Origin of the sequence: Corynebacterium sp. SCR221107 (assembly GCF_027886475.1) — a bacterium.
Taxonomy (GTDB): domain Bacteria; phylum Actinomycetota; class Actinomycetes; order Mycobacteriales; family Mycobacteriaceae; genus Corynebacterium.
The window spans coordinates 2,211,549-2,223,849 of the sequence record NZ_CP115670.1; the positions used below are offsets into that span (position 1 = coordinate 2,211,549).

The window sequence follows — 12,301 nt, forward strand, 5'->3', positions numbered from 1 at the left end:
CATGGACATCCTCATCACCACGCCGCTCCACAACCGTCGCGGCTTTTACACAGCTCTGTCCGCGCGGCTGTGCCCGGATGAAAGCCCCATCACCAACGCAGACGCACTAGCCGATGTGCTGAGAAGCAACCACGTCGAGCATGTCGTAGCTAGCGACTGGCAACTCGACCTACGCGAGGAACTCGTCTTGCTGGCGGTGTTCAAAGACCTTGGAATCTCGTTGCGCTTTGCCTAATGTCGGGTCGCCGGTGTGGTTGTGAAGGAAGGATTAGTCGAGGAATCCAGTCAGGTCCGCACTGCGCTTAGCAACTCGTTCTAGCCGGGACTCGGTCATCGAAGCGATCTGATCGATGATGACGCGCTGACGCGCCGCATCGTCGTTTGCTTCCCTCCACCAATGAGCAAACATGGGATCCAGGCTGCCCGGCGCGCCGGCAACGAGATAGTCGAAGACACGGATCATGCGCTCACGCTGCCGGTCCTGGCGTGAGACATGAATGGGATCGTCCATCACGTAGAGGACGGCGACGGTCTTGAGCAAGGTGACCTCCGCGAGCACCTGCTGCGGGACGAGGAGCTCACCGTGGGTGCGCCCAAAGCTCGCCTCGGGCGAATCCGGGTCCGGGCGGGTGGCCTCTATCACCGCTCCGACATAGCGGCCCACGAGGGTCGAGGTCATGCGCTTGAGGCCGACAAGCCCGCGCAGGGAACCGTCGAAATCGATATTGGCGTTGACCACCTCAAGGTTGCGCAGGCGGTCAGCTGCTTCCATGAGAGCATCCGGGCTACCGCCGAACGCAAGGGAGCCCTTCTGGGCCAGTTGGGCCAGCTCCACGAGGTCCCACAACACGCCAAGGTTGATGCGCCCGGAGAGGATCCCGTCCTCCACATCGTGGACGGAATAAGCGATGTCATCTGCGAAATCCATCGTTTGGGCCTCCATGGAGGGCAGCGCGTCACCATGGCCGGCGCGCAGCCACGTCAACACGGCGGCATCCTCGTCATAGCAGCCATACTTCTTGTTGGTCGTGCCGTCCAGATTGGTGCGGGTGCGCGGATATTTGACGGCGGCGTCGAGCGCCGCGCGGGTGAGGTTAAGTCCAAAGCTCACCCCCTGCTCGTCGATGACCTTGGGCTCCAGCTTGGTTAATATGCGTAGGGTTTGTGCATTACCCTCGAACCCGCCGCAGTCCGCGGCGAGTTCGTTGAGCGTCTTTTCACCATTGTGCCCATAGGGCGGATGCCCGATGTCGTGGGTCAGTCCCGCCATCTCACAAAGGTCGGGGTCGAGGCCAAGGCCAGCGCCGATCCCGCGGGCGATCTGGGCAACCTCCAGTGAATGGGTAAGGCGGGTACGCGGCGTGTCCCCGTCGCGCGGGCCGACGACCTGGGTCTTATCCGCGAGGCGGCGCAGGGCCGCCGAGTGGAGGACGCGGGCTCGATCGCGGGCGAAGGGGCCGCGCTCATCGCTGTGGGCGACCAATTGAGCGCCTTTGGAAGGCTCCGGTAGGCGGCGTTGTGCGTCGAAGGCCGTGTACTCATACATGAATCCCATTGTGCCAGCTCCCAGTCCCTGGTCCGGGGATGCACCGCGCGGACGCGCTAGTGACGGCGCAGAAACTCTACCCTGCGTCCGCGCGACGGGCGCAGGCGGATCTCAACTTCACGAAGCAGATCCTCCACCACCTCCGCGCGCTCCCCCGCGATGGCGCGGGCGGCCAGTGCCAGCAGGCCGCCGCATTCGTGCATAAGCGTTAGCGCCCAGGCCTTGCTGGGGAAGGTGGAGGGCGTGTACGGCGTCCCCGTGGCCACGGCGCGGATGCCGAGAGTCCGGGCGAGCAGCTGCGCGCGCAGGACATGGTTGGGGTCGGTGACAAGGAGGACACTCTTATCCGGGAACCGCTGGCCTAATGCTTCGAGCGAGCTGCGAGTGTCGTTGCCCTCAGATAGCTCCGTGATCAGGTGCGGTTCCACATGTGCGGCGATGAGGTACTGGCCTCCCACGTGGGCTTCGGTGAAGCGATCCCCCGGTAGGTTGGCACCGAGGGTCACCACTTGCTGGGTCTGTTGCTGCTCCCAGAGTTCGGCTGCCCAGCGCAGGCGGGCCGCGAACTGCTTGGAGGGAACGCCGTCATACTGCGCGGTCCCCAGCACCGCGATCACGTCAAAATTGCCCCACCGGTTTTTCGGACGCCAATGGCCCCGCACGAGGATGGCCGCGGGAAGCGCCAGCGGGACTAAAGCAAGGCCCAGAATGCTACTGATAAATCGACGCATGGCTCCAGTGTGCCAAAGTATCCGGCTGTGGGTGCGAGTATGCGAGTCGCGGAGTTTCCAGGGATTCCTCCGCACACCGCTCTAGGGCATTCAAAGCCCGCTAGAGTTGTAGGCATGAATATGCCGCAGTCTCATCTGTCTCGTCGTCTGATGGCCGCCACGGGTATCGCCGCCAGTGTATTTGTTGGCGGGGGATCTCCCCTCCTCGGCGCGGGGCTAGCTGGCGCCGACGAGGTGGCCGTGCTGGCAGAGGCGCCCGAGCGCTATACCGCGTCGGTGAACGACTACACCGGCACCCTCACCCCAGCGCAGATCGATGAGATTACGGCAGCGGTCAAAGATACCGAAAGTCAGCTGCGCCTCAAGCTGTATGTCATCTACGTCAACGATTTCAATGACATCACCCCTGAAGTGTGGACTGCCCAGGCGCTTCGTGCCAACGGTGATGCCAACGCAGCGATTTACGCCGTGAGCATCGGTACCCGCGAATTCGGCGTGCAGACCGGCGATGACTGGCCAGCAGGAACCGTTGATGCCATGTACGACGCCGCCTTCGACAAGCTCATCAACGATGACTGGGCAGGCTCTGCGGTCGCCGTGGCCCAGGCCGCCGTAAACCCGTCGGCAACAACCACCTCGACCACAACCAGCAAGGATGGTTCTGGCGCCGCGTGGTTGGGCGCGGGTGCTGCTGGCGTCGCCGTCGCAGGCGGTGGCGTGTGGGCATATAGCAGGCGAAAGACTAAGAAGGACACCGAAGAGGCCGTAGCAGCCGGGCGAGAAATTGCCCCGGGTAAAACGGGCGAGCTGATGGAGTTGCCGTTGCCGGCACTTGAGCAGCTGGCACAAGAAGAACTGGTATCTACTGACGAGTCCATCCGCAGCGCGAAAGAAGAGCTGGATATTGCCGTAGCGGAATTCGGCGCCGAACGCACCCGGTCATTTACCCGGGCGATGAATCACTCATCCACCACCCTGCAGAAGGCCTTCGGGCTCAAGCAGCGGCTAGACTCGGGCAAGATTCGTGATGCCAACGAGCGTCGCAGCATGCTCGTCGAGATCATCTCCTCGTGCGGGCAGGCAGACGATGCACTTGACGCCGAGGCCGCCTCCTTCGCACAGATGCGCAACCTCCTGGTCAACGCGTCGGCAACCTTGGATCGGCTCACCCAGTCCACAGTGGATCTGCGCACTCGTATGCCGCAGGTCGCCGCTACGCTGGCCTCACTTCAGACCCACTACTCCGAACAGATGTTGGCATCCATCGTGCACAACCCACAGATGGCGAACGTGAGTCTTGAGGAAGCCGAGAAGCTCATTTCCCAGGGGCGCGCGCTGGCCGCGCAACCTGCAGGCCAGCAAGGAGGCCTCGTCGATATCATACGGCAGGCCGAGAATGCCGTCACCAAGGCAGACATGCTTCTTGCCGGCGTCGAAAACGCACAGGGCACCATCTCTACCGCGATAAACGGTCTGCCCGCGCTCATCAAGGAGGTCGAGGATGAGATCACCGAGGCCCTGCAGCTTCGGGAAAAGGGGCGCGCACAAAACACCGCCTCCGATTGGAACACCCTCGATTCAACCGTTGCTACCGCCCGCGCTGCCTTGGAGGCGGCGCGTACACACGGCCACAGCGATCCGCTGGGGCAGTGGACCGCGCTTACCGATGCGGATTCACACCTCGATGACGTGCTCGACACTGTTCGCGAGCAAACAAGCGACCATGCGCGCCAGCTCCAGGTTTTCGATCACCAGCTGTCCGCAGCGCAGTCTTCTATCCAGGCGGCAAGTGACTTTATTTCCACCCGTGGCCGCGTCATCGGGTCTGGGGCGCGCACCAAGCTGGCAGAGTCCCAGAATCTTCACGCCCAGGCCTTGCAGCAACGCAACCAGGACACGAGGCTAGCCACCAACTACGCTCGTCAGGCTACAGGCGCGGCGCAGCAGGCGCTGAGGCTTGCCCAGAATGATGTCGACGATTACCAGCGCAGGCAGCGCAATAATTCATCCCGGAGCAATACTGGCGCCATTATCACCGGCATGGTTCTCAATGAGATCCTCAGCGGCGGAGGATTTGGTGGCAGTGGCGGATTCGGCGGAGGCGGATTTGGTGGCGGCAGCCACGGCGGCGGCGGTGGCGGATTCAGGGGCGGGCGCTTCTAGCCTCTTTAGGCTCGAAGGTTGTGTATCGGAAGATCTACCAGCAGGCATCCGAAGCTGAGGAAAACGATGTCTTCCAAGGGGGTGTCATCCTCGCGCACCCGCATGACCAGCCGGCCGCTCGCGAGTGCCGTGACATAGGCGATGATCTCGCCGTTTCCATCAACGATCTTTCGCTGTTTGCGCCACACATTAGTTCGCTCCAGCGTGTAGTGCCTGCCCACGCAATCGGCGATCAGACGTTGCACCGTAAATGAATCCTTGCGCAAGGTATAGACGCTGCCGTCGGCGGCCGTCGCGCGGAGGCGAAAGCCTAAGTTGGTTCCGAGGCTGGATTCCACCAACAAACGCTTCTCACGGATGTGGAGCACGTCAGCGCTGATCGTTGCCAGAATCTCGCCGCGATCGGTGCAAAAATTATCACCCACCCACGTGAGCGTGGTAGGAAACTTATCCATAGCTTCCTACCTTACCGCCAAGTGTGGGTGGGTGATTTCTCCGTTAGATCACAACGCGAAAAGGATGATGATCGGCGTGAGGATCAGCAGGCTGACGGTGAGGATCAACGTCGAGGAGTTCATCCGTGACTCCAAAACGCGCCGGGAAACTAGCGACATGAAGACCTGCTCGTTGAAGGTGAGCTCGTTGCCGGGTTCAAACTCCGTAATCGACGTGCGCACACCATTGTTGCCGCCGGAAAACTGGCCGAGCTTGTTATCATTCTCGTCGACGTAAACCCAGTCATTCTTTTGCTCGTTTTCTGCCACGACGGGGCTATTGAGCATCAGCTCGATGCGCTTGGCACGGGAAAACTTCTTCTCCCCTGCCTCAGCGACATAGACCTTGGCGTCGGGCAGCACGGCCGTCAGCGTGGTATCGGTAGCAGTGATCTTCCACGTGTGGCCTTCGACGTCGATCTCAAACTCTTCGCGCGGCCACGACTGTGGGGCATCGAGGACTACGGACCCCTGGTCGTCGGAAAGCGAAACAAGGCGAAGATCACCTTGGGCGCGGCGATTGTCCCACTTCGAGTACAGCATCGACTCAGCAACCGATCAGGCGGGCAGCGAGGTAGGACTGCAGGTCCTCGAGCTTCACGCGCTCCTGAGCCATCGTGTCACGCTCGCGCACGGTGACCGCCCCGTCCTCGAGGGTGTCGAAGTCGACGGTCACGCAGAAAGGCGTGCCGATCTCATCCTGGCGGCGGTAGCGGCGACCGATAGCACCGGAGGTATCGTAGTCGATGTTCCAGAACTGGCGCAGCTGGGCCGCGAGCTCCTGGGCCTTGTCCGTTAAAGGCTCCTTCTTAGACAGCGGAAGCACGGCCACCTTGACCGGCGACAGGCGGTAATCCAGCTTGAGGACAACGCGCTTGTCCACGCCGCCCTTGGCGTTCGGTGCCTCATCCTCGTGGTAAGCGTCGACGAGGAAGGCCATCATGGAGCGGCCCAGGCCGGCGGCCGGCTCGACGACATACGGAATCCAGCGCTCGCCGGTCTCCTGATCGAAGTAGCTCAAGTCCTCGCCGGAGCCCTCCGAGTGGACACGCAGGTCGTAATCGGTACGGTTGGCGATACCCTCGAGCTCGCCCCACTTGGAGTTGAGGAAGTTGAAGGCGTACTCGATGTCCACCGTGCGCTTGGAGTAGTGGGACAGCTTCTCCTTCGGGTGCTCATAGAGGCGAAGGTTGTCCGGATTGACACCCAGATCGATATACCACTGGTGGCGGGCATCAATCCAATACTGATGCCATTCCTCATCGGTGCCCGGCTTGACGAAGAACTCCATCTCCATCTGCTCGAACTCGCGGGTGCGGAAGATGAAATTACCCGGTGTGATCTCATTGCGGAAGGACTTACCGATGTTGGCGATGCCAAACGGCGGCTTCATGCGCGCGGAAGTCATCACGTTCTTGAAGTTGACGAAGATGCCCTGTGCGGTCTCTGGACGCAGGTAGTGCAGGCCCTCCTCATCATCGACGGGCCCCAAGAAGGTCTTGAGCAGACCAGAGAAAGCCTTCGGCTCGGTCCAGGCGCCCGGCTGGCCGGTCTCCGGATCGTTGATATCCGCCAGGCCATTGACCGGCGGATGACCATGCTTTTCCTCATAGGCCTCGAGCAGATGATCCGCGCGATAGCGCTTATGGGTGTGCAGCGACTCCACCAGCGGATCGGTGAAGACCTCAACGTGGCCGGAGGAGACCCACGTCTGACGAGGCAGGATAACGGAGGTATCCACGCCAACGACGTCTGGACGAGAGGTGACCATAGCGCGCCACCACTGGCGCTTGATGTTTTCCTTCAGCTCCACGCCGAGTGGGCCATAGTCCCATGCCGAGCGGGTACCGCCGTAGATCTCACCGCAGGGATAAACCAAGCCGCGGCGCTTACAAAGATTGACGACGGTGTCGATGACGTTGTTCGAAGCCATAAGGTTCAGAACACTCCTTTTAAGGTATCGGTCTTACGCACCGCTGGCTGCGATGCCCAAAAGTCATGCCTCACAACTGCCGAGTCCGCAGACTTATTCAGATCAGTTCGGCGTAAATTGACTAATCGTCATTCGTTCTCGGCAGGAAACATTCCACTCATTCTAACCTGAGCCCCGGAAATGGTGCTTCTTGACCAGGAATCTCACAACCCAATGCAAAGGTTTGCAATTCAGCAAATTACCCCCCTAATCGGGCAGAAATTTGCACCCGGTGCGATTTTTTCACCCGCAATTTTTCAGTAAGAGATAGGGGCAGGGCACAATGTAGGTGAATGGTTCAGTAGTTTTTTCACACGCCCGAAACACTGATCCCCAAACTCCATTTGATTCATTCAAAAAGACTTATTGCACGTCACACCATATTTCGTTGACTGAAAGGAGCATTAGGTGCAAAATCTACAAACCCCACGCAAGGCAGTCGACGATCTGAAACCTAGCGAACTAAACCCTACAGACTCATTAGACATTTTCAATATTACATACGATCGCGTTACCCCCGTTTTTCATGCCTTCGCATCAACGATCCGACTTCAGATCATCCTCTTACTTGCACAGCGAAAACACTACGTCTACGAGCTCGTCGACACACTCGGCTCGAGTCAGCCACTCATTAGCCAACACCTCAAAGTCCTCAAAAACGCCGGCATCATCACCTCCGTACGTACCGGGCGCCAGGTGCAATACGAACTGGTCACCCCGGACGTAACCAAGCTTCTCGACGAAGCGCTCAAACTTGAAAAGCTACTAGCCAATACCTAAGCAACCAAGCAACCAAGCCCCATAATCACTTGCCCCAACATTTTGGGTGCCCAGCCATCGCCATCACTTGAAGGCTGGACATTTTGTTATATTCATCACCTTGAATCAGGTTTGTGACAGCGTGCTTAAGGGTTCAGCTTCCCGGTTCATGGTGCGTGACCTGCTTCATTAAGATTGAGTAAGTGTAATCGTTGTGCGACGGCACAAAGGGTGGGCTTACATGGCACCTGAGGAAATTAATCCACATTGCATCTGTTGATGTAAGAATTATAACGATTCTATTTCTTCAAGACTCACAGCCAATTGCCAAGCAATTTGCAGGCCGCCGTCAAGAGTCTGTTCTAGCGTGGCCTACAGTTGAATACATTTCCACAATGCGGCCTCCGCAAAATCCGGAAGTGTATGGAACTACCTACTTTTTGAAAGGACACTGAATGTCTTCCACGGTCGATCGGACGGTGCCAAAGCTCGGCGTACGCAGCACCCGCCAGCGCACTGCCGTCGTCAACGTCCTGCGCGACTTGGAGAATTTTGCCTCCGCAAAGACAATTCACCAAGAGCTAACCAACCGTGACCTGCGCGTTGGACTCACTACCGTTTACCGCACCCTACAGTCCCTGACCGAGATCAATGCGGTAGACGTCCTCCACATGTCCAATGGAGAGACCCTCTACCGCCACTGCCTCACCGAGGAGCATCACCACCACTTGGTGTGCACCAACTGCGGAAAGACTGTCGAGATCGACGGCGGCCCAGTAGAGAAGTGGGCCAAGGAAGTGGCTTCCGAGCATGGATTTAGCCTCACCGGACACGAGGCCGAGGTTTTCGGTCTCTGCTCCGAATGCGCAGCAAACAAGTCCTAAACATTATTCAATTACGGGCGGCAAACGAATTGCTATTCGTTTGCCGCCCGTAATCAATTTAAATGGAATTAATACAATTCCGTGAAAAATTGCACCGGTGCATTTTTTCGGAAAGATATCGGTTTATTTCCAAAAATTGGAAATACTCGTTCTGATTTTTCGCATCACGACGTGGCAACGCCAAAAAGGCTTCCCAAACCAAAGGTGACGCCCGCGGCACCCAAACCGATAAGCAGCTGCCTGAGCGCGCGCCGCAACGGTGGCTTGCCGGACAGGATTCCCGTGATCGACCCCGTGACCATCAAGGCCACGCCAACGAGGATCAATGCCACGATCCCCGCGATGAACGTCGGCAGGCCGAAAATGAAAGGGATGATGGGAACCAAGGCCCCTGTTCCAAAGCACAGGAAAGAAGAAATTGCCGCGGTCCACGCTGCGGATTGCGATTCTTGGGTCCTCGTCGCCCCGGCGTCTAAAACTTCACGCGGTACTTTTGAGTGGGATTCGATCTGATCAAAGACCTTCGCGGCCTGTAATTCTGCCTCGACCTCACTCATCCCGCGCGCCCGATACACTAACGCAAGCTCATTAGCGTCAACGTCGAGAAGCGCAACGGCTTGGTCTGCCTTCGGATGCGGGCTTGAAGCCTCAAGCAACTCGGACTGGCTCTTGACCGAGATGAATTCACCCGCGCCCATGGACAAGGCCCCGGATAACAATCCCGAAATGCCTGTGATGAGCACGATATGCGGTTCGACCCCTGATGCCATCACCCCGAGAACGAGGGCGAGGTTGGATACGAGACCGTCGTTGGCGCCGAACACGGCGGCGCGGAAACCGCCGCTCATCTGTTCCCTGCCGCGGGCGGCGAGGCCACGGACGACCTCTGCGTGGATGGCCTCGTCAGCCTTCATCTGCTCGGTGGCATCCTCATCGTCCGCATAGGGGCTGCGCGACTCGGCGGTTTGCATCATCGCCAGCGCGAACACGGTACCGAAATTCCGCGCGAGAAACCCGAGCCACCGCGTCTTGAGGCTCGGGGACTTGGGGAAGCCTACATTGTCGCCCAGCAGGGTTCGCCAGTGCTCCTCGTGGCGTTGCTCCGCTTCTGCGACCGCCAAGAGTATTTCACGTTCCTCCCCTTGCCTGTGGCGGGCGAGTTCGCGGTACACGGCCGCCTCCGCCCGCTCATTGGCCAGGTACTGCTGCCAGCGCCGAATCTGCTTATGCGTCGGCTCTGGGTGGACGGGCGGAGGCGTATCAACCATGATTACTTCGTTCCTCCGAACCGTCGATCGCGGCGGGCGTACTCCTCCACCGCGTCGAAGAGGTCCTGCGGAGTGTAATCCGGGAATAGTTTATTCTGGAAGACCATCTCCGCGTAGGCCGACTGCCAGATGAGAAAGTTGGAGGTTCGCTTCTCGCCCGAGGGGCGCAGGAAGAGATCTACGTCGGGCATGAGCGGGTCATAGAGGAACTGACCAAAGTTCTGCTCCGTGATGTCCTCAGGGCGTAGCTTCCCACTTTGCACCTGCTTGGCAAGGTTGCGTACTCCGTCAACGATTTCAGCGCGGCCGCCGTAGTTGACGCACATGTTCAAGGTCAACCTGGTGTTGTTCTTGGTCTTTTCCTCTGCGGCCTGAAGTTCTCGGATAACGCTGCGCCACAACCTAGGCCTGCGCCCGGACCAGTGAACGCGAACGCCCCACTCGTGCAGCTGATCCGTCTGGCGATGGATGACATCGCGGTTGAAACCCATGAGAAAGCGCACCTCGTCGGCCGAGCGGCGCCAGTTTTCCGTGGAGAATGCGTAGGCCGACAGATAGGGCACTCCCATGGCAATGCAGGCCTGCACCATGTCCATGAGCACCGCTTCGCCGCGCTTGTGCCCCTCCGTGCGCTTGAGGCCACGCTCCTGGGCCCACCGACCATTACCGTCCATGACAAGCGCAATGTGGGTGGGCAGAAATTCTGCTGGGATATTGGGGGGCACAAGATTAGTCACAGATTTCATTGTGCCATTAGTTGCCTAAAACGACGCCATTCTCCCCGATCTCGTCGCCTGATTGAGCACATTGAGACTGGCGAGCTTCTTTTCCAACTGCCACTGAACAAAGGAACGCACAAGCTTGTGCGCCATCGCCACCCGCTGTGGTGTGGCGATGGCGCTGGTATCCCCTCCGTGCTGCCATAACCACGCTAGGTGCAAGACCTCCGGATCAACCTCCACTGCCCCCGGTGGGCGACAATGCACACATACCGCGCCCCCTGCTGCCGCGTGGTAAGCATGATGGGGGCCTGCCTGCCCACACTGCGCGCAGGCGAAGAAGCTGGGAGCCCAGCCGGCCAGCTCGAGAGCCTGGAGAAAATACGTGTCCATGACGATCTGCGGCTGCGGGTCGATCCGGAGCCTCGAGAGCGCATCGACGGTGAGGTCATAGAGTGCTTCCTCCTCGGTGGCGGTGCTGAGCTTTTCTACGACCTCCATGACAGCGGAGGCACAGGCGTAGCGTTCAAAGTCATCGATGATACCGGAGGCGAAGAAGTTGATGGTCTCCACCTTCGCGATGCTGGCGAGGTTGCGCCCCGGGTACAAGGTGACGTCTATTTCCACAAAAGGCTCAAGCCGCGACCCAAAGCGGCTTTTGCCCCGACGCACGCCTTTGGCCACGCCTCGGATCAGTCCCCTACCGCGGGTGAGTAAGACCACGATGCGGTCGGCCTCTCCGAAGTCGTAGCTTCTTACGACTAGGGCGCGTTCGAAGATGGATTCCCTGGCCACACTAGAAGCCCAACCGCCCGAGCTGCTTGGGATCGGACTGCCAGTTCTTCAATACCTTAATACGCAGGTCCAAGTACACATTCTGCCCTAATAGCTCGATCAGGCCGGGGCGGGCGTTGTGGATGATGCGCCCCAGGCGGCGACCGTCCTTGCCGATGAGGATTGATTTTTGACCCGGGCGTTCGACATAGATGACGGCATGGACGTCGAGAACCCCCTCGCGCTCTTCGTTGGGCAGAATCTCATCAATTTGGACGGCCACCGAGTGGGGCAGCTCATCCTTGAGCCCCTTCAACGCCGCCTCACGGATGAGCTCGGCCATGCGGGTTTCTGTGTCGTCGTCGGTGAGGTGATCATCTGGGTAGAACTTTGGCCCCTCCGGAAGCTGGGAGACGATCACATCAAGCAAAACATCACGCTGCTCCCCGGTCACCGCGGAAACCGGAACGACCTCGGACTCCCCGCCTAAGAGCTCGTGCAGTGCCATCAGCTGTGCTGCCACCTGGTCGCGCGAGGCCTTGTCCACCTTGGTCACGATGCCGAGAATTGGGGTCTTTGGTGACACCTTCTTCACCGCGTCGAGGATCCAGCGGTCACCGGGGCCGATTTTCTCGTCGGCCGGGATGGTGATGCCGATGAGGTCCATGTCCGCGTAGGTGTCTTTGACGACCTCATTGAGCCGCTCGCCTAACAGCGTGCGCGGTCGGTGCAGGCCGGGGGTGTCAACCACGATGATCTGGGCATCCGGACGGTGCACGATGCCCCGGATAGGATGGCGCGTGGTTTCCGGCTGATCGGCGGTGATGGCGATCTTTTGGCCAACGAGCGCGTTGGTGAGTGTGGATTTGCCAGTGTTGGGGCGTCCGACAAAGGAAATGAATCCAGAGCGGAAGCCTTCGGGGGTTTCGGTGTAAGACAACACCTACTCCAATCTTGGGTGAGACGATCGCTGCCTGTGTGCAGGCAGACC

The 12,301-nt window shown here is 59.4% G+C and carries 13 protein-coding genes; 4 read left to right on the forward strand and 9 right to left on the reverse strand.

The window, feature by feature from the left end; genetic code table 11:
* Position 1 precedes the first annotated feature (1 nt).
* On the forward strand, positions 2-235 hold the full coding sequence (locus PAB09_RS09515; protein ID WP_271033435.1) for a hypothetical protein: 234 nt from the start codon (positions 2-4) through the stop codon (positions 233-235).
* Between the two features lie 33 nt (positions 236-268).
* On the opposite strand, the gene PAB09_RS09520 is transcribed toward PAB09_RS09515, so the two are convergent.
* Together PAB09_RS09520 and PAB09_RS09525 are read right to left on the reverse strand one after the other, a co-directional pair.
* Positions 269-1,546: a deoxyguanosinetriphosphate triphosphohydrolase gene (locus PAB09_RS09520; protein ID WP_271033436.1), complete on the reverse strand. Its 1,278-nt coding sequence runs from the start codon at positions 1,544-1,546 to the stop codon at positions 269-271.
* A 56-nt stretch (positions 1,547-1,602) separates the two neighbouring features.
* Positions 1,603-2,277, reverse strand: a complete 675-nt coding sequence (locus PAB09_RS09525; protein ID WP_271033437.1) for a YdcF family protein — start codon at positions 2,275-2,277, stop codon at positions 1,603-1,605.
* A 114-nt stretch (positions 2,278-2,391) separates the two neighbouring features.
* Between PAB09_RS09525 and PAB09_RS09530 the strand changes: the two genes are divergently transcribed.
* Positions 2,392-4,440 (forward strand): TPM domain-containing protein, encoded by a 2,049-nt coding sequence (locus PAB09_RS09530; RefSeq protein ID WP_271033438.1) that lies wholly within the window; start codon positions 2,392-2,394, stop codon positions 4,438-4,440.
* A gap of 5 nt (positions 4,441-4,445) precedes the next feature.
* Here the strand turns inward: PAB09_RS09530 and PAB09_RS09535 are convergent, their stop codons facing one another.
* The 3 genes from PAB09_RS09535 to PAB09_RS09545 are packed head-to-tail and all read right to left on the reverse strand — an operon-like array spanning position 4,446 to position 6,867.
* Positions 4,446-4,895: a hypothetical protein gene (locus PAB09_RS09535; protein WP_271033439.1), complete on the reverse strand. Its 450-nt coding sequence runs from the start codon at positions 4,893-4,895 to the stop codon at positions 4,446-4,448.
* Between the two features lie 48 nt (positions 4,896-4,943).
* A complete protein-coding gene (locus PAB09_RS09540) occupies positions 4,944-5,477 on the reverse strand; it encodes a hypothetical protein (protein ID WP_271033440.1) in 534 nt (177 codons plus the stop codon).
* Between the two features lie 4 nt (positions 5,478-5,481).
* A complete protein-coding gene (locus PAB09_RS09545) occupies positions 5,482-6,867 on the reverse strand; it encodes a glycine--tRNA ligase (protein WP_271033441.1) in 1,386 nt (461 codons plus the stop codon).
* A 447-nt stretch (positions 6,868-7,314) separates the two neighbouring features.
* Here PAB09_RS09545 and PAB09_RS09550 point away from each other — a divergent pair, with 447 nt between their 5' ends.
* Both PAB09_RS09550 and PAB09_RS09555 read left to right on the forward strand, forming a co-directional pair.
* Positions 7,315-7,686 (forward strand): ArsR/SmtB family transcription factor, encoded by a 372-nt coding sequence (locus PAB09_RS09550; protein WP_271033442.1) that lies wholly within the window; start codon positions 7,315-7,317, stop codon positions 7,684-7,686.
* Positions 7,687-8,120: 434 nt separating this feature from the next.
* Positions 8,121-8,549: a Fur family transcriptional regulator gene (locus PAB09_RS09555; protein ID WP_271033443.1), complete on the forward strand. Its 429-nt coding sequence runs from the start codon at positions 8,121-8,123 to the stop codon at positions 8,547-8,549.
* A 164-nt stretch (positions 8,550-8,713) separates the two neighbouring features.
* Here PAB09_RS09555 and PAB09_RS09560 read toward each other — a convergent pair whose 3' ends face one another.
* From PAB09_RS09560 to era, 4 genes are read right to left on the reverse strand one after another with little or no spacing between them, the layout of a single operon-like run.
* Positions 8,714-9,817, reverse strand: coding sequence for a VIT1/CCC1 transporter family protein (locus PAB09_RS09560; RefSeq protein ID WP_271033444.1), 1,104 nt, complete (start codon positions 9,815-9,817; stop codon positions 8,714-8,716).
* 2 nt (positions 9,818-9,819) lie between these two features.
* Positions 9,820-10,554, reverse strand: coding sequence for an isoprenyl transferase (locus PAB09_RS09565; RefSeq protein WP_271033445.1), 735 nt, complete (start codon positions 10,552-10,554; stop codon positions 9,820-9,822).
* A 24-nt stretch (positions 10,555-10,578) separates the two neighbouring features.
* Positions 10,579-11,331: a DNA repair protein RecO gene (gene recO / locus PAB09_RS09570; RefSeq protein WP_271033446.1), complete on the reverse strand. Its 753-nt coding sequence runs from the start codon at positions 11,329-11,331 to the stop codon at positions 10,579-10,581.
* Position 11,332: 1 nt separating this feature from the next.
* The gene (gene era / locus PAB09_RS09575) at positions 11,333-12,250 is read right to left on the reverse strand and encodes a GTPase Era (RefSeq protein ID WP_271035364.1); all 918 of its coding nucleotides are present in this window, start codon (positions 12,248-12,250) and stop codon (positions 11,333-11,335) included.
* Between the last annotated feature and the right edge of the window lie 51 nt (positions 12,251-12,301).

Coding starts and splice junctions, on each gene's coding strand:
- PAB09_RS09560 (WP_271033444.1), bottom strand. CDS start 9,817: ATGGTTGATACGCCTCCGCCCGTCCACCCAGAGCCGACGCATAAGCAG.
- PAB09_RS09515 (WP_271033435.1), top strand. CDS start 2: ATGGACATCCTCATCACCACGCCGCTCCACAACCGTCGCGGCTTTTAC.
- PAB09_RS09540 (WP_271033440.1), bottom strand. CDS start 5,477: ATGCTGTACTCGAAGTGGGACAATCGCCGCGCCCAAGGTGATCTTCGC.
- PAB09_RS09530 (WP_271033438.1), top strand. CDS start 2,392: ATGAATATGCCGCAGTCTCATCTGTCTCGTCGTCTGATGGCCGCCACG.
- PAB09_RS09555 (WP_271033443.1), top strand. CDS start 8,121: ATGTCTTCCACGGTCGATCGGACGGTGCCAAAGCTCGGCGTACGCAGC.
- PAB09_RS09545 (WP_271033441.1), bottom strand. CDS start 6,867: ATGGCTTCGAACAACGTCATCGACACCGTCGTCAATCTTTGTAAGCGC.
- PAB09_RS09535 (WP_271033439.1), bottom strand. CDS start 4,895: ATGGATAAGTTTCCTACCACGCTCACGTGGGTGGGTGATAATTTTTGC.
- PAB09_RS09520 (WP_271033436.1), bottom strand. CDS start 1,546: ATGTATGAGTACACGGCCTTCGACGCACAACGCCGCCTACCGGAGCCT.
- PAB09_RS09525 (WP_271033437.1), bottom strand. CDS start 2,277: ATGCGTCGATTTATCAGTAGCATTCTGGGCCTTGCTTTAGTCCCGCTG.